Raw genomic sequence first — 14,752 nt, 5'->3', positions numbered from 1 at the left:
GTGCCGCGCCGGAATCCGTAGTCGCGGCCATCGCGCGGAGGCGGCGGGAGCGGGGTGCTACGAAGCGTGACGAAGTGCGGTGGCGCGGGCGGGGCGACGGCCGGCGGTCAAAAAGCAACCGCCGCCCGGAGGCGGCGGTTGGGGCGCGACTGGCTGGGGGGCCGGGCGGCGTGCAGGCCGCATCCGGCTGGCAGGCCGCGAGGCGCTGCCGATTCGCGCAGTGCGGTTGGGGAAGCGTGGCCGGCGTGCCGCGAACGGGCGGCGCGCGGGCGAAGCGTTACGCGTAGTCGGCGGCCATCGCGGCTTGCGGCGCCGCGCGCAGCACCGGCGCCGCGTCGTGGCGCTCGACGTGCGTCATCGCCGCACCGAACAGCACCAGCCGATAGCCGACCGCGTAGATCGGGATGATCCGCAGGTTCTTGTCGTGTTCGAGTTGCAGCTTCGAACGGATTCGCGAGATATGGGTGTCGAGCGTGCGTGACGACACGCCGAGCTCGCGGCCCCACACGGCTTCCTGGATTGCCTGCCGCGGCACGATCTTGTTCATGTTGTCGAGCAGGAATTCGACGACGTCGAATTCGCGCGGCGTAACGTCAACGACCTTGTTGTCGATTTCGATCGTGCGGCGCACGAAATTGATTTTTATGTTGTCGATGTACAGGTATTTGCAATCCATGGTGGCCCTCGCATGTCCATAAAGGAGTGTTTGCGGGGTCCTGTGCTGCAACTTCCGGGCCAGGGGGCGGTTGTCAGGGGCTAACGGCGGGCGGGAACGGCGCGGACCGCGTAGCAGCCTTGAATTTAAAAAGAATTTTTAACGCGCAACGCCGGGTGCGTGATGAACGGGCCATACCAATGGTGAAGGATTGTTACGTAGCATCGGGCGGGGACGTTACGGGCGTTACGTCTGACGTAACGCGGGGAAGGTACGGACTTCGGGGGCGGCCGGATAAGGCTTCGGCTGGGTAACGAACCCTACATCGAACCCTACCGGGTTTGCCGGGTTTTCTTTTTGAATCAAACGGTTGACGACGATTTTTGCCGACATCGAACCCTACATGGGCAGCCGAAAAACGCCGGCCACGGGGCCTGCCTCGCCCCGCAGCCGGCGTCCCGGTACCTCAAGCCTTCGCGCTATCCGCCGAATCGAACGGCAGCACGTAATGCCGCTTGCCCGTCGCCGCGAAGATCGCGTTCGCCACGGCCGGCCCGACCGGCGCGACGCCCGGCTCGCCGACCCCGGTCGGCGCCTCGGCCGACGGCACGATATGCACCTCGACCTTCGGCATCTCGGCCATCCGCAGCACGTGGTAGCCGTCGAAGTTGCGCTGCTCCACCTGGCCGTCCTTCAGCGTGATCGCGCTGTGCATCGCCGCGCCGAGTCCGAAGCCGATGCCGCCTTCCATCTGCGCGGCGACGATGTCGGGATTGATCGCGATCCCGCAGTCGACCGCGCATACCACGCGCTCGACCTTCACCTTGCCGTCCGCGTCGACCGAGACCTCGGCCACCTGCGCGACATAGCTCTTGAACGCCTCGGCCACCGCGATCCCGCGCCCGCGGCCCTTCGGCAGCGGCTTGGCCGGGTCCCAGCCGGCCTTCTGCGCGGCCAGCTCCAGCACCGCGCGCATGCGCGGCTCCTTCGCGAGCAGGTCGCGGCGGAACGCGTACGGGTCCTTGCCGGCCGCGTGCGCGGCTTCGTCGATGAACGCCTCGACCGCGTAGGCCGTGTGCGAGCTGCCGACCACGCGCCACCACAGTACCGGCAGGCCGACCTGGGTGGTGGTGAGCTCGACCGACACGTTCGGCACCGCGTACGGCAGGTTCGCCGCGCCCTCGACCGACGTCGCGTCGACGCCGTTCTTGACCATGAACGCCTCGAACGGCGTGCCGGCGAGGATCGACTGGCCGACGATCCGATGGCGCCAGCCCACCAGTTTGCCGTCCGCGGTCAGGCCCGCGTCGAGCTTGTGGAAGTACATCGGCCGGTAGAAGCCGCCCTGGATGTCGTCCTCGCGGGTCCATTGCAGCTTGACGGGCTTGCCGTCCGCGCCGAGCGCCTTCGCGATCGACACGGCCTCGACCACGTAATCCGACCACGCATTCGCGCGCCGGCCGAAGCTGCCGCCCGCATACAGCGTATGGATCTTCACCTGTTCCGGTTTCAGCCCGGCCGTTTTGGCCGCATTGCCCTGGTCGACCGTCTGGAACTGGTCGCCGGCCCAGATCTCGCAACTGTTCGCCGTCAGCTTGACGACCGCGTCGAGCGGCTCCATCGGCGCATGCGCGAGATACGGGAATTCGTACGTCGCGCTGACCTTGCGCGCCGCGCCGGCGATCGCCGCATCGGCATCGCCATCCTTGCGCGCCGACGTGCCCGGCTTCTCGGCGAGTTGCCGGTATTCGCGCATCAGTTCGTCCGAGCCGCGCTTCTCCGCCTTCGTTTCGTCCCAGTCGACCTTCAGCGCGTCGCGGCCCTGTTTCGCGGCCCAGAAGCCGGTCGCGACGACCGCGACGCCGCCCGGCACCTGCACGACCGAGACGACGCCCGGCACGGCCTTCGCGGCCGTCGCGTCGAACGATTTCACCGTCGCGCCGAAGCGCGGCGGCCGCTGCAGCAGTGCGACACGCATGCCGGGGAAGGTGGTGTCGAGCGTGAAATGCGCGGTGCCGTTCGATTTCGACGACCCGTCGACGCGCGGAATCCGGTGCCCGATCAGCTTGAAATCGGCCGGCTGCTTCAGCGTGACCTTGTCGGGCACCGGCAGCTTCGACGCATCGGCGACGAGCGTGCCGTACGCGGCCGTCTTGCCGCTCTTCGCGTGCGAGACGACGCCGTTGGCGGTGGTCAGCTCGCCGGCCGGCACTTTCCAGCGGGCCGCCGCGGCCGACACGAGCATCGCGCGCGCCTTGCCGCCCGCTTCGCGCAGTTGCTGCCACGAGTTCGACATGGCCGAGCTGCCGCCCGTGCCCTGCATCGTGCCGAACGCGAGGTTCGCATAGCGTTTCGCATCGGCCGGCGCGCTTTCGACGCGCACGCTCGACCAGTCGGCGTCGAGCTCCTCGGCGACGATCGTCGCGATGCCCGTATACGCGCCCTGGCCCATTTCGACGTGCTTCGCGATCACCGTGACGGCGCCGTCGGGCGTGATGCGCAGGAAGGCGTTCGGCGCGAAATCGCCGGCCGGCGCGGTCGCGGCGAGCGCGCGGCGGCCGAGACCGGCCCAGTCGAAGCCGATGGTCAGGCTGACGGCGGCCGCGGCCCCCGCGGTTTTCAGGAAGGTGCGGCGTGACGGGCGCACCGCATCGGTGTGGTCGAGTTCGATCGTCATGGTCAGGCTCCCAGCGTCGCGGCCGCGTCGTGGATCGCGGCCCGGATGCGGGCGTAGGTCGCACAGCGGCAGAGGTTGCCGTTCATCGCGGCGTCGATGTCCGCGTCGGTCGGCTTCGGATTCTGTTCGAGCAACGCGGTGGCCGACATGATCTGGCCGGACTGGCAATAGCCGCATTGCGGCACCTGCAGCTTGACCCACGCGGCCTGCACGGCCTGGGCGGGCTTGCTCTGCAGGCCTTCGATCGTCGTGACGTGCTTGCCCGCGATGCCGGCGAGCGGCAGCACGCATGAGCGGACGGCCTGGCCTTCGAGATGCACCGTGCACGCGCCGCACTGCGCCATGCCGCAGCCGAATTTCGTGCCGGTCAGTCCCGCGTGTTCGCGAATCGCCCAGAGGACGGGCATCGACGGATCGGCGTCGAGCGTGACGTTCTTGCCGTTCAGGACAAACGAGGTAGGCATGTTGTGTGTCTCCGTGGGGAAAACCCGCCATACGGGCAGGTTAGCCGGGAGTGTGCGCGAGGCATCGGTTTTTGCGTCTACCCAATCCTGCAAATTTATTGAACAATCCTGCAAATTCCCTGCACGCCGCGAGCCGTTTCGCTATGCTCGCGCGACACGGGAAATCATTCGAGGATGCGTCATGGACATGACCGATATCGTCGCGTCGCGCGAAGCCGGGCGGCGCGAACTGGCGTCGCTGATCGGCCGTTTCGCGCCCGCGGACGGCTCGCATTCGACGGCCGTGCCGGGCCTGATGCTGCATCGGCACACGCGGCCGGTCGATCTCGGCTGCGCCGTATCGCGCGCCGCGCTGGTGATCGCCGCGCAGGGCGCGAAGCGCGTGATCGTGGCCGGCCAGGCTTATGAATACGACACCCACAATTGCCTGATTACGTCGATCGACTTGCCGATCCTCTCACGCGTGACGCGTGCGTCGGCGGACGAACCGTACCTGTGCCTGTCGCTGACGCTCGATCCGCAGCGCATCGTCGAGCTGGCGGCCGAGATGCGGCTGCCCGAGCCCGATGCGGGCCCGGAAGGCGAGGGGATCGCGCTCGCGGAGCTGACGCCGCCGCTGCTCGATGCGGCGCTGCGGTTGCTGCGGCTGCTCGATACGCCGGCCGACATCGCGGTCGTCGCGCCGCTGATCGAGAAGGAAGTGCTGTACCGGCTGATGACGAGCGGCCAGGGCACGCGGCTGCGCCACATGGCGATCGCCGGCAGCCAGACGCACCGGATCGCGCGTGCGATCGAATGGATCCGCGATCACTTCGCGGAGCCGATGCGCGTCGAGTCGCTCGCGCAGGCGGTCAACATGAGCGTGTCGTCGCTGCACCATCATTTCAAGCACGTGACGACGCTGAGCCCGCTGCAGTACCAGAAGCAATTGCGGCTGCACGAGGCGCGTCGGCTATTGCTGCGGCAGGGTGGCGACGTCGGATCGGTGGCGGCCGTCGTCGGCTATGAAAGCGCGTCGCAGTTCAGCCGCGAATACAGCCGGCTGTTCGGCGCGCCGCCGATGCGCGACGTCGTGCATCTACGCAAGAAGGAACTGCTCGGCTGACGGCCGGCCGCTCGCCGATCGTCATTGCGCGACAACCGATCGCGTGGCGCAGGCAGTCGAACATCGACAGGCGCGGTTCGTCGAAGTGGCCGCGCTCCTGGAAATCTGCATCCCTAACGAATGAACCTTTCATGACGACGCGTTCGCACACGTAGCTGCCGAGAAAGCCTGCTCCACCCGTGACCGGCACGCGTGTCGATCGCGCCCCTGTCATTCATGGCTTTCCTCTTCGTCAAGCATCTCCAGGAACCACACGTCGATTTGCTCGACGGCGTCGCGCACGCGTTCCATCCCGCCGCACGGGTATCGCTTCGGCAGGCGCCGGTCCGCCTCTGCCGATGTCGACGAAGCGCCGCGACAGGCGCTCCGGTTTCGCTGACAACCCCGTTGATGCTTGAACGACGCAAGCGTCGATCGATCGGTGGTGATCTTCATCGCCTTTTCCCCGATACGCTGATTGACGAGCGGCCGCCGCTTGTATTGCGTGTGCCGTGGCGTGCCGCTCGGTGAGAGCCGGACCTCAGGCAATCGGCATGCCATGAACGACGAAGTCCCGCTGCATGCGGGCGTGGCCACGCAATGACCGTTCGGCACGCATGTTTGTGTTTCAGGCGTGAATCGTGGGGCCAGGGACGCGCCCGTGGCGATCGCGGGATCGATACGGTTCGATACGACGAAACGCGCGATAAATCAGGCTTTTACGGAATTGGAGGCTTAAAAGCCGTTTTCAATCGGCATGTTTCAGCGATGAGAATCAAGCGGATAAATGATCGAAAGTGTCTCTTCAATGAGTCGATCTTGTGGATCATGGAGTGAAAGGCGAATCGAATGGAAATGAAAAAATGATGCTCGTGTTTCTGTCGGGTCATGCGGTTACATTTGTTTTAATTGTTACGCCCGCAATGTGACGGACGGCAAGATTTTTCCCCGCATGATCGTGTCGGTATTTTCACGGATGAATCAAATTCGTTTCGTATTTCGGAGTGAACCCGGGTTCCAGCCTTGTCGGTGGCCGTGCGGCGCGGAGCGTCGTGCGCCGGGGCCCCGTTCGCCGGGGTAACGAACGGCTGTCGGCATGCCGCAACCTGCGGTTTGTCAGCGGAAACGTACGAACCACCGGCCATCCGCCGAGGCGGGCTTCTCAAGTTTGAAACACCCGTTCGCTGGGGCGTCCGGCGCGCTTCGGCGCGCCGGATTCGTCCGTCAAATCACGGGATTGCGTCGCATTGTTCAATGATCGCCGCCGTGTGCCCAGCGTTGTCGCGATACATTCCTGAAACAAAAAATACCGTTCCGGGCGTAATGGTCAGGCCTGGCGGCCGCATGCCGCGCGCAACGCGCGGTGGCATATCGCATGGCATGCGGTTTGCGACATTGGACGCACCGGCGAGCGGTCGACACGATGCAACAACGATGTGGGGGCGACCAGTTCGTCACGAGCCAGTCGGGGAAGCGGCGATGAACACTATAAGCAGTGGCTTGATCCGCGCGTTTCTTGCGCATCACAGGGGTAGTCGGAATGATCGGGGTCGTGCTCGCGACGCAGTGCCAGCGTCGAGGGTCGCGCCTTGCCGATTTCCCGCCCTCCGCGCGCTGGAGCGGTTGCCGTTCCGTGCGGCAACCGGGCGACAGCGGTGCTCGACCTCATTCGGCATTCCCGGATGGGACAGGCTGTTCGTGCCGGACAGCATGGCGCCGATTCCTCTTCAACCGTGCAGAGCCGTTTCGATCGCGCCGGGCCAGTGCCGGCGCCGGCCGGATTAGATCGAACGTGCGTCCGCCGGATTATCCGGAAGGCCTTTCGTCGATAGCTCAGGGAGCAGACATGTCGTCTGTCTGCAATGCAGGCCCGTTATCGCCCGGCTAAAGGGCGCGTATCGAGCGGTCGCTGCATTTGGCGGTAGTCGATACATTCGCGAATTTTCAATTCCGGAAGCGGATGCCAGTGCCGGCATCGGTTTTCGACGGGGTATTGAAATCGCGAACCGGAAAGATGTGCGCGTCATTCCGGTAAATCTAATCGAGGTGTTTTTGATTGGACTTCAATGTTCATAAAAATAATAGAAAACACCTACTCGTAAATTTTGGACAACTTAAAAACATAAAACTAGACTTCGGCTGGCCAAAAAATAAAAGCACCGATTTTCTATTAAACAATGATTTCTTGATTTGATAGTGATCCTTATTTTTAAGGATTGCTCGAGGCAGGAAGGTTGATGGCGTGCGATCTTCCATGCTCATTCTCTCCACGCCGTTTTGGAGTCGACCATGAAGAAGCTTCTGATTGCAGCAGCAGTTCTGGCGGTTTCGGGTGCAGCGTTTGCCGGCAGCGGCACGGTGTCGAGCAGCAATTCGTCGAGCGGTGGCCAGACGATGGCCGGGGTCGCCGGGTTCGGCCACTTCACCGCGACCGATTCCGGTTCGGCACTCGGCGCAGCCGGCGCAACGGCCGGTGGCGGCAGCAGCGGTTCGATCTCGTACACGAACCACACGCAAACGTCGACGGTCGGCGGCTTCGGCTTCGGCGGCGCACAAGCGGGCGGCAGCAGCGGCGCGAACGCGGGCTCGACCGGCTGGACGTATCACCACTAAGCCGCGACGCGTAGCGTTCGTCATTGGCTGGCGGTACGGATGCCGGGTCTTGTCCCGCAAGGGCAGGCCCGGCTCCGCCACCGTCGAACTTCCTCACAGCAAGGAATTGCTATGAAAGCCAAAGTCATGTTAGCGACAGCGCTCACCGTCATTTCGTCCGCTGCGTTGGCGGCCGGATCGTCCACGACCAACCAGACGCAATCCGTTGCGGCGGGTGTTTCCGGTTCGGTGCTGGTCGGCTCCGGCAGCTATACCAGCAATTCGACTTCGACGGCCGGCGCGAATGCAGGCAGTACCGTGACACCCGCCGGCTCCGCCGGCACGGCGTCCGCTTACCACAACTCGACTTCGACGGCCAGCGGCTCGGGCACGAACGGGGGCGCGTTCGCGGCAGGCGGCGGTATCGGTGCCGCGGGCTCGTTTGCTGGAAACGGCAGCACGAACGAAAACGCGAATGCGCTTTCGGGAGGGGTGACCGCCACGATCGTACTCGGCGCGAACCACTACACGGCCACGGGCGCGAACGACCACGGCAATGCCAACGCGGGTGCCGTGGGATGGACGGGCAGTGGCGGGTCGGGCGCGATCACCGGCTCGAATCACTACAACGCGTCGACCGTGTGGAGTACCGGTCCGGCCGGTTCGCCGTCCGCATCGGGCGGAAGCCAGGGCGACTCGAGCGCGACCGGGAGCAGTCATTAGTCAGGTGTGGGGGGACCAGTTTCCAGTTTCCCAGCGACGCTGGTCTCTTTTCCGCATCGTTGTCACGTAAGGAGTTGGCATGAAGCAGAACCTGATTGCCGCCGCTCTGATGTTCGCGTCTCTGACGGCGTATGGCGCTGACCGTGCTGCCGATGGTGGGCAATCGACTATGCAGACGTCAAACAAACCTGACCAGACAACCAAACCGTCAGAACAACAAACGCTTTCGTCGGGCAGTGCCATCGGCGGACCGGACACCCAGCAGTGGCGGGGCATGTCGGCCGGCTCGTGGTCCCAGCTGGGCAGCGGCTGGAAGCAGTTCGGGGAAGCAGCGAAAACTGAAGGCATTCAGGGGAATTAGTACGGTTGCCTGGGTCGGAGGTCAAACCTCGTCCGGAGAGTGAAATGAACAGCAACAGGATCAAGGTGGCATGTGCGGCGATGTTCGCGATGACCACGATCGGTGCCCAGGCGCAAACCGCCGATTCGACGTCGAGCGCGCAGTCGTCGACATCGTCGACGGCGATCAGTCAGGGTGGCGGCTCGAGCATGAACACGAACACCACGAGCTCGCGCGGCGGCAACGCCACGAGCAGCAGCGGGGTGCGCGGCAGCGGCAATTCGAGCGTGAACGTCAACGTGACGATGCCGTCCAGCACGACCGGCGGCAACGTGACGCCGCAGAGCACGAACACGCTCGCGGCCGGCGCGCCAGGCTCGAGCCCGTACAACACCCAGGCGACGGAAAACGTCAATTACTCGGGGACGCAGACGATCAAGACGAACCCGTCGATCCAGGCGCCGGGCCTCACGACCACGCTGTCCGATACCTGCATGGGCTCGGTGAGCGTCGGCGTGTCGTTCCCGGGGTTCGGCGCGACGGGCGGCACGACGCTGGTCGACCAGGCCTGCGTGCGGCGTCTCGATGCGCGTGAATTCCGTGCGATGGGCCTGACCGACGTGGCGCTCGCGCTGCTGTGCCAGAGCGACGCGAACCGGCGCGCGGTGGAAGCGACCGGGCACCTGTGCCCGGGCACGACCGCGCCGCTCGCCCGTTCGAACGTGGCGCCCAGCGTCGAAGCGACCGTCGCGGACGACGTGAAGTATCGCGATCCGATCGTGCGCGACCGGATGGGCCTGCCGCCGCTCGGCTCGGCCGCACCGGCGCCCGCAGCGACGCGCCCGATCGAGACGGCTTCGATGCGCGCCGCGCCCGTTTCGGTGCCGGTCCCGGTGCCGGCGCTCGCGCCTGTCGCCGCCGCGCCGGCCGTCGCGACGCCCGCCGTTGCCGCGGCTGCTCCGGCCGTTGCAGTGCCGACGGTTGCCGCCGCGGTTCCGGTCGCCGCGGCGCCGGCTGCTGCTGCCGCGCCTGCTGTCGCTGCCGCACCCGCAGCCTCGGTCGTACCGGCGGCCGCAATGGCAGCCGTGCCGGCTGCAGCCGTCATCGCCGCGCCGGCCGTGGCTGACAAGGCAGCGCCGGCACCTGCCGCAGCGGTCGCCGATACGAAGGCAGCGGAGCCCGTGCAGCCGGTCGCCGACAAAGCCCCCGAGCCCGCCCCGGCGGTCGCCGACAAAGCTCCCGAGGCTGCTCCGGCGGTTGCCGACAAGACGCCCGAGCCTGCTCCGGCCATCGCGGACAAGGCTCCCGAGCCTGCCCAGCCCGTCGCCGACAAGGCGCCGGAGCCGATGCCGGCCGCGACCGACACGGCCCAGGCCGCCGGCGAGCCGGTTGCCGAACCGATGCCGGCGGCAGCCGCCGTCGCGGCGCCTGCCGCCGATGCGAAGGCGGCCGAGCCGGCGCCGCAGGCAACCGCCGAAGCGCCTGCACCGGCGGCCCCGCAGCCTGTCGTCGCCGCTGCGCCTGCCGACATGCCGGCAGCGGACGCGAAAGTTCCGGACGCGGTCGAATCGGCTGGCACCGCGGCTGCACAAGCCGCCGGCATGCCTGCGCTGACCGATCCGGCGCAAGCGTTGCCGCCGGCCACGGTCGACCGGCAGGCCGCACCGGCTGCACCGGTCGCGCCGGCGCCGACCGTCATCTCGACGAGTACCTCGTCGTAGGCATGTGGGCCGGTTTGCCGTGCGACCGGCGCGCGGGTCGCACGGCAGACGTTCGGCCCGATGCCCGACAGTCTTTTCCGGTTTGACGGGTGTTGCTCCCATCCCCGAGGTCAACACCTCTTTTTGCGTGACGAGGATGCAAGGAGGCCTCAATCATGAGGATCTTTTTGATCGCTTTGTGGCTGGCCAGCGTGCAGGCCGCTGCGCAATCGGTTTTCCAGAATCCCGCGGTCTTCGTCATCCTGAGCGAGCAGACCCTCGCGAATGCCGCGAGCGTCCAGCAGGCGCTGTCGACGCTCGGCCGTCCCGACAACACGGCATGCGCGCCAATGATGATGATCGGCGATCCGCAGATGATCTACATGATGCCGGAAGCGGGTCACGCGCCGTCGTGGCAATCGCCGGTGTACGGCCGCGGTGCGCCGTTCGACGCGCAGAACGGGCCGAAGTCGACCGGCAAGACGGTCGGCGCGATGCAGCACACCGAGGACATGCAGACGCAGCCGTGGAGCGACGGCAGCGCGATCACGCAGCAGATCGCGGGCGAGTCGAGCGTCACGGCGGCGGACCGGGTGAACGAATGGCGGCACGCCGGGCTCGACCGGATCGAGACTGCCCGCGCGTCGGACGTGACGGTGAACGGCAAGACCTACCGCGCCTATCGCGACGATCTCAACGGCTCGACGAAGCCTGTCGTCGAGCCGCAGATCTACACGCAGCGCGTCGTGTTCTGCCGATGACGCGGTATCGATTCGAGGACGGAGCGGCGCCGCGCCGCGGGACCACGGGCCCCGCCGCACGCGATCGGGCAACGGCCGCTCCGATACATACCCTTATGCGGCGAGGCGATCGTGAACCATTGCTGTCAGCTGAGCATGTCGGGCCCGCGGGATGTCGAACGGCTGGTGAGCGCGCTGCCGTTCATCGCGGTCCGGCACAATCCCGTCGCGCCGTCGCGGCCGCTCGTCTACCTGTCGCAGCAACACGATGCCGCGCTCGTCGATGTGCTCGCGTCGCGCGGCTGGGACGTATGGCGCGCCAAAACCGTCGCGGACGCGCTGAATCTCGTCAAGGCGAACCGTCCGCATGCGGGCATCGTCGATTTCGACAGCTTCGCGTCGCCGGACGTCGCGTCGTTCGAGGCACTGCTGCGTGACCCGCGGGTCGGCTGGGTCGCCCTCGCCGACGGCGAGCAGCTGCGCAACATCACGATCGCGCGCCTGATCCGCCACTGCTGCTTCGACTACGTGCGAAATGCGGGGGCCTACACGACGATCGGCTATCTCGTCGGCCATGCGTACGGGATGCTGAAGCTCGCGGACGGCGACCCGGCCGCGGAGGCGCCGCCGCCCGGCGGCGCGATGATCGGCGCGTGCGGCGCGATGCGCCGGCTGTTCGCGACGATCCGCAAGGTCGCGAACACCGAGGCGACCGTGTTCATCGCCGGCGAATCCGGCACCGGCAAGGAACTGACGGCGGCGGCGATCCATCGGCAGTCGTCGCGTGCCGACGCACCGTTCGTCGCCGTGAACTGCGCGGCCATCCCGACGACGCTGCTGCAGGCCGAACTGTTCGGCCACGAGCGCGGCGCGTTCACCGGCGCGCACCAGCGCAAGATCGGCCGCATCGAGGCCGCGCACGGCGGCACGCTGTTTCTCGACGAAATCGGCGACATGCCGTTCGAGAGCCAGGCGAGCCTGCTGCGGTTCCTGCAGGAAGGCAAGATCGAGCGGCTCGGCGGGCATGCGTCGATTCCGGTCGACGTGCGGATCGTGTCGGCGACCCACGTCGATCTCGAGGCCGCGATGCAGGCCGGGCGATTCCGCGCCGACCTGTATTACCGCCTGTGCGTGCTGCGGATCGACGAGCCGCCGCTGCGCATGCGCGGCCGCGACATCATGCTGCTCGCCGACGACGTGCTGCGGCGCTATCGCGACGACGGCTCGTACCGGATTCGCGGCTTCACGCCGTGCGCGATCGAGGCGATCCACAACTATCCGTGGCCCGGCAACGTGCGCGAGCTGATCAACCGGATCCGCTTCGCGGTCGTGATGACGAACGGCCCGCTGATCTCGGCCGCCGATCTCGAATTGCGTCCGTACACGTCGCTGCGGCCGCCGACGCTCGCGCAGGCGCGCCGGCAGGCCGAGCGGCACGCGATCGAGGAAACGCTGCTGCGTCACCGCCACCAGCATGCGGACGTCGCGGCGGAGCTCGGCATCTCGCGCGCGACGCTGTACCGTCTGATGATCGCGCACGGGCTGCACAGCTGACGCGCCATGGCGCGCGACCGCTCAAGACCTCGCGGCGGCGGCCGTTAAAACATGAAATGGCCCGGCCGGCACGCGCGCATCGAGGTGCGCGCGACCGGCACGCGGCGCATCACGTTCATCCGAGGTCATCGTGGCAGAGTGCAGTCACTGCGGCAGGACGTTCCTGCTCGGCGGGCAGTCGATCGACGGGCGCCGCTATTGCGGCCCGGCATGCGCGCACGCGCATCCGGTCGTCGTCGAGGCCGAACGGGTGCCCGACGCGAAGGTCCGGCAGTACGTCGACGACTGGCGCTACGGGCCATGCCCGATCTGCCTGCGAGAAGGGCGGCCGGTCGACGTTCACGCGTCGCATCGCGTCGTGTCGCTCCTGTTCGTCACGCGCTGGGCCACGCGGCGCCACGTGTGCTGCCGTCGCTGCGGGCGCAGGAAGCAGGCGCTCGCGCTGCTCGCATCGGCCACGCTCGGCTGGTGGGGGCTGCCGTGGGGCATCGTGCTGACGCCGATCCAGCTCGCGCGCAACCTGCTGGGCCTCGCCGCGCGCGACCCGGAGGTTGCGACGCAGCAGTTCGAGGAGCTCGTGCGGCGCAAGCTGGCCGCACGCCGGCTCGCGCGCGCGGAGCGCGGCGCCGGCGCCTGATCGCGCTTCGGCGCGCCGTGCGGGTTCAGGCAGGCCGGTCGAAGCCCGAGGCGACCCAGCGTTCGGCGCTGGCCTTGTTGAGCTTGAACCCGGCCGACACCTTCGCGTCGGCCAGCAGCTCGCCATACGGATCGAATGCCTTGAGCTGCGCATACGGCTCGAACTCGTCCGGCACGATGTCGAGCGTCACCGACACATCCTGCCCGGCTTCGTCCTGCACCGTCACTTCCTTGTGCAGCAGCGCGCGCCGCTGCTGTTCGTGCCGCATCAGCACTTCGGTCGCGGTTTTCACGAGCGTGCGGAACGCGTTCGCGTCCATCGGCTTCGGGTTCTTCTTGTCGCGGCCCATGGTCCACGGCCCGACGAGCGCGGGCTCGGACTCGCCGTCCTTGACCATCTCGACGGCCCAGCCGTCGTCGTCTTCGTTCTTGATGATGCGGGCCGTCCAGCCGTTGTCGCGCCAGAGGCCGTCTTCGTGGATGGAGGTGTCGTCGGATTGCAGGTCGGAATCGGTCATGAGGAAAGCGGGCGGTACGGGCAAGCCGGCGAACGGGCGGGGCGCGCGGCCGGCAGCGGCGCGTCGCTCGCCGCCGGCGGGCCGGGGTGGCATGCAAAGGCGCAATTTTACCTGCTGACCGGCCGCGCGGCGCGCGACCCTGGCCGTCGGGCCGATGCCGCTGCAATCGACCGCCGGCCGCCGGGCGTCGGACCGGTGCAAATATCAAACCCGTATTACGTCTGCGGCGGCCAATTCGTACGCCGTCCGATATCGCGTCCTTGCGTACGTTCATAGAATCGACGTTCAGGCTAAAAGTAGCCTGAACGTCCTTTCAACGCCCAACCGGCCGACACCTTTCGCGTGGCGCGGCCGGTGAATTACCAGGAACTGCGCATGAGGAAATTCAATGTTCGCATCGTCGTCGCGTACGACTGGCCGTTGACGCTGGCCGGCATCGAGCAGATCGCAGGCAGCACCTGCGCGATCGAGCTCGTCGCGGTCTACCGGAGCGCGGCCGAACTGGTCGCGTCGCTCGGCGGCGTCGACTGCGACGTCGTGCTGGTCGACTATGCGATTCCCGGCGACGAGCAGATGGACGGCCTCGCGCTGTTCGACTGGCTGCGCCGCATGCGGCCGAACGTCGGGATCGTCGCGCTGGTCGCCAACGAGAATCCGCTGATCTTCCGCTCGATCCTGGGGATTGGCCACGTGAGCGTCGTCAGCAAGCTCGACGAGGTCGGCCACATCGTCACGGCGATCCATTCGAGTTACAGCGGCGGCGCCTATCTGTCGCCGTCCGTCCGGCGCGCGGTCGATGCGCTCGGCACGCGCGGCGACCCGCCCGTGAAGCTGTCGGCGCGCGAGATCGAGGTGATTCGACTGTATCTGTCGGGCGTGCCGATCAAGACGATCGCACAGCGCCTGAGCAAGGGCAAGCAGACGGTCAGCGCGCAGAAGATCAGCGCGATGAAGAAGCTCGGCGCGAACAACGACGTCGAGCTGATTCAGCGCGCGGCCGGGCTGGGGCTCGGGAGCGGGGAGGCCGCGCTGCGGGCGGGCAGCGCGGTGTGAGGGGCCGGGCGGTGTG

The 14,752-nt window shown here is 67.0% G+C and carries 14 protein-coding genes; 9 read left to right on the top strand and 5 right to left on the bottom strand.

Features of this window, described 5'->3' with window-relative positions; all coding sequences use genetic code 11:
• Positions 1-277 precede the first annotated feature (277 nt).
• The 3 genes from SY91_RS22735 to SY91_RS22725 form a co-directional block, all read right to left on the bottom strand.
• Complete coding sequence (locus SY91_RS22735) at positions 278-676, bottom strand: winged helix-turn-helix domain-containing protein (RefSeq protein WP_011547308.1); 399 nt, start codon at positions 674-676, stop codon at positions 278-280.
• A 445-nt stretch (positions 677-1,121) separates the two neighbouring features.
• Positions 1,122-3,332 (bottom strand): xanthine dehydrogenase family protein molybdopterin-binding subunit, encoded by a 2,211-nt coding sequence (locus SY91_RS22730; protein ID WP_006480867.1) that lies wholly within the window; start codon positions 3,330-3,332, stop codon positions 1,122-1,124.
• Positions 3,333-3,334: 2 nt separating this feature from the next.
• Positions 3,335-3,796, bottom strand: a complete 462-nt coding sequence (locus SY91_RS22725; protein WP_006480868.1) for a (2Fe-2S)-binding protein — start codon at positions 3,794-3,796, stop codon at positions 3,335-3,337.
• A gap of 181 nt (positions 3,797-3,977) precedes the next feature.
• Here SY91_RS22725 and SY91_RS22720 point away from each other — a divergent pair, with 181 nt between their 5' ends.
• Positions 3,978-4,901: an AraC family transcriptional regulator gene (locus SY91_RS22720; protein ID WP_006480869.1), complete on the top strand. Its 924-nt coding sequence runs from the start codon at positions 3,978-3,980 to the stop codon at positions 4,899-4,901.
• 210 nt (positions 4,902-5,111) lie between these two features.
• Here the strand turns inward: SY91_RS22720 and SY91_RS35160 are convergent, their stop codons facing one another.
• Positions 5,112-5,336 (bottom strand): hypothetical protein, encoded by a 225-nt coding sequence (locus tag SY91_RS35160; RefSeq protein ID WP_226134186.1) that lies wholly within the window; start codon positions 5,334-5,336, stop codon positions 5,112-5,114.
• Positions 5,337-7,169: 1,833 nt separating this feature from the next.
• On the opposite strand from SY91_RS35160, the gene SY91_RS22710 reads away from it, so the two are divergent.
• The 7 genes from SY91_RS22710 to SY91_RS22680 all read left to right on the top strand — a co-directional run bounded on the left by SY91_RS22710 (position 7,170) and on the right by SY91_RS22680 (position 13,166).
• Positions 7,170-7,493 (top strand): hypothetical protein, encoded by a 324-nt coding sequence (locus SY91_RS22710; RefSeq protein ID WP_011547313.1) that lies wholly within the window; start codon positions 7,170-7,172, stop codon positions 7,491-7,493.
• Positions 7,494-7,604: 111 nt separating this feature from the next.
• Complete coding sequence (locus SY91_RS22705; protein WP_023477972.1) at positions 7,605-8,195, top strand: hypothetical protein; 591 nt, start codon at positions 7,605-7,607, stop codon at positions 8,193-8,195.
• 79 nt (positions 8,196-8,274) lie between these two features.
• Complete coding sequence (locus tag SY91_RS22700; protein ID WP_006480874.1) at positions 8,275-8,556, top strand: hypothetical protein; 282 nt, start codon at positions 8,275-8,277, stop codon at positions 8,554-8,556.
• Positions 8,557-8,600: 44 nt separating this feature from the next.
• Complete coding sequence (locus SY91_RS22695; protein WP_124477587.1) at positions 8,601-10,256, top strand: chemotaxis protein CheA; 1,656 nt, start codon at positions 8,601-8,603, stop codon at positions 10,254-10,256.
• Between the two features lie 155 nt (positions 10,257-10,411).
• Positions 10,412-10,996, top strand: a complete 585-nt coding sequence (locus tag SY91_RS22690; protein WP_006480876.1) for a hypothetical protein — start codon at positions 10,412-10,414, stop codon at positions 10,994-10,996.
• 135 nt (positions 10,997-11,131) lie between these two features.
• Positions 11,132-12,529: a sigma-54 dependent transcriptional regulator gene (locus SY91_RS22685; protein ID WP_260632491.1), complete on the top strand. Its 1,398-nt coding sequence runs from the start codon at positions 11,132-11,134 to the stop codon at positions 12,527-12,529.
• 130 nt (positions 12,530-12,659) lie between these two features.
• The gene (locus tag SY91_RS22680) at positions 12,660-13,166 is read left to right on the top strand and encodes a hypothetical protein (RefSeq protein ID WP_023477468.1); all 507 of its coding nucleotides are present in this window, start codon (positions 12,660-12,662) and stop codon (positions 13,164-13,166) included.
• A 25-nt stretch (positions 13,167-13,191) separates the two neighbouring features.
• Here the strand turns inward: SY91_RS22680 and SY91_RS22675 are convergent, their stop codons facing one another.
• Entirely contained in the window at positions 13,192-13,683 is a 492-nt protein-coding gene (locus SY91_RS22675; protein ID WP_011547320.1) for a hypothetical protein, read from the bottom strand.
• A gap of 375 nt (positions 13,684-14,058) precedes the next feature.
• Here SY91_RS22675 and SY91_RS22670 point away from each other — a divergent pair, with 375 nt between their 5' ends.
• Positions 14,059-14,736: a response regulator transcription factor gene (locus SY91_RS22670; protein WP_034175403.1), complete on the top strand. Its 678-nt coding sequence runs from the start codon at positions 14,059-14,061 to the stop codon at positions 14,734-14,736.
• Positions 14,737-14,752 lie beyond the last annotated feature (16 nt).

Origin of the sequence: Burkholderia cenocepacia, assembly GCF_014211915.1 — a bacterium.
Classification (GTDB): Bacteria; Pseudomonadota; Gammaproteobacteria; order Burkholderiales; family Burkholderiaceae; genus Burkholderia; species Burkholderia orbicola.
This window is presented reverse-complemented; position numbering and strand designations above follow the sequence as displayed.

Bases quoted from the DNA above. Each gene is read 5' to 3' on its own strand.
- SY91_RS22700 (WP_006480874.1), top strand. From the start codon at position 8,275: ATGAAGCAGAACCTGATTGCCGCCGCTCTGATGTTCGCGTCTCTGACG.
- SY91_RS22670 (WP_034175403.1), top strand. From the start codon at position 14,059: ATGAGGAAATTCAATGTTCGCATCGTCGTCGCGTACGACTGGCCGTTG.
- SY91_RS22735 (WP_011547308.1), bottom strand. From the start codon at position 676: ATGGATTGCAAATACCTGTACATCGACAACATAAAAATCAATTTCGTG.
- SY91_RS22730 (WP_006480867.1), bottom strand. From the start codon at position 3,332: ATGACGATCGAACTCGACCACACCGATGCGGTGCGCCCGTCACGCCGC.
- SY91_RS22725 (WP_006480868.1), bottom strand. From the start codon at position 3,796: ATGCCTACCTCGTTTGTCCTGAACGGCAAGAACGTCACGCTCGACGCC.
- SY91_RS22710 (WP_011547313.1), top strand. From the start codon at position 7,170: ATGAAGAAGCTTCTGATTGCAGCAGCAGTTCTGGCGGTTTCGGGTGCA.
- SY91_RS22685 (WP_260632491.1), top strand. From the start codon at position 11,132: ATGTCGGGCCCGCGGGATGTCGAACGGCTGGTGAGCGCGCTGCCGTTC.
- SY91_RS22690 (WP_006480876.1), top strand. From the start codon at position 10,412: ATGAGGATCTTTTTGATCGCTTTGTGGCTGGCCAGCGTGCAGGCCGCT.
- SY91_RS22695 (WP_124477587.1), top strand. From the start codon at position 8,601: ATGAACAGCAACAGGATCAAGGTGGCATGTGCGGCGATGTTCGCGATG.
- SY91_RS22720 (WP_006480869.1), top strand. From the start codon at position 3,978: ATGGACATGACCGATATCGTCGCGTCGCGCGAAGCCGGGCGGCGCGAA.
- SY91_RS22705 (WP_023477972.1), top strand. From the start codon at position 7,605: ATGAAAGCCAAAGTCATGTTAGCGACAGCGCTCACCGTCATTTCGTCC.
- SY91_RS22675 (WP_011547320.1), bottom strand. From the start codon at position 13,683: ATGACCGATTCCGACCTGCAATCCGACGACACCTCCATCCACGAAGAC.
- SY91_RS35160 (WP_226134186.1), bottom strand. From the start codon at position 5,336: ATGAAGATCACCACCGATCGATCGACGCTTGCGTCGTTCAAGCATCAA.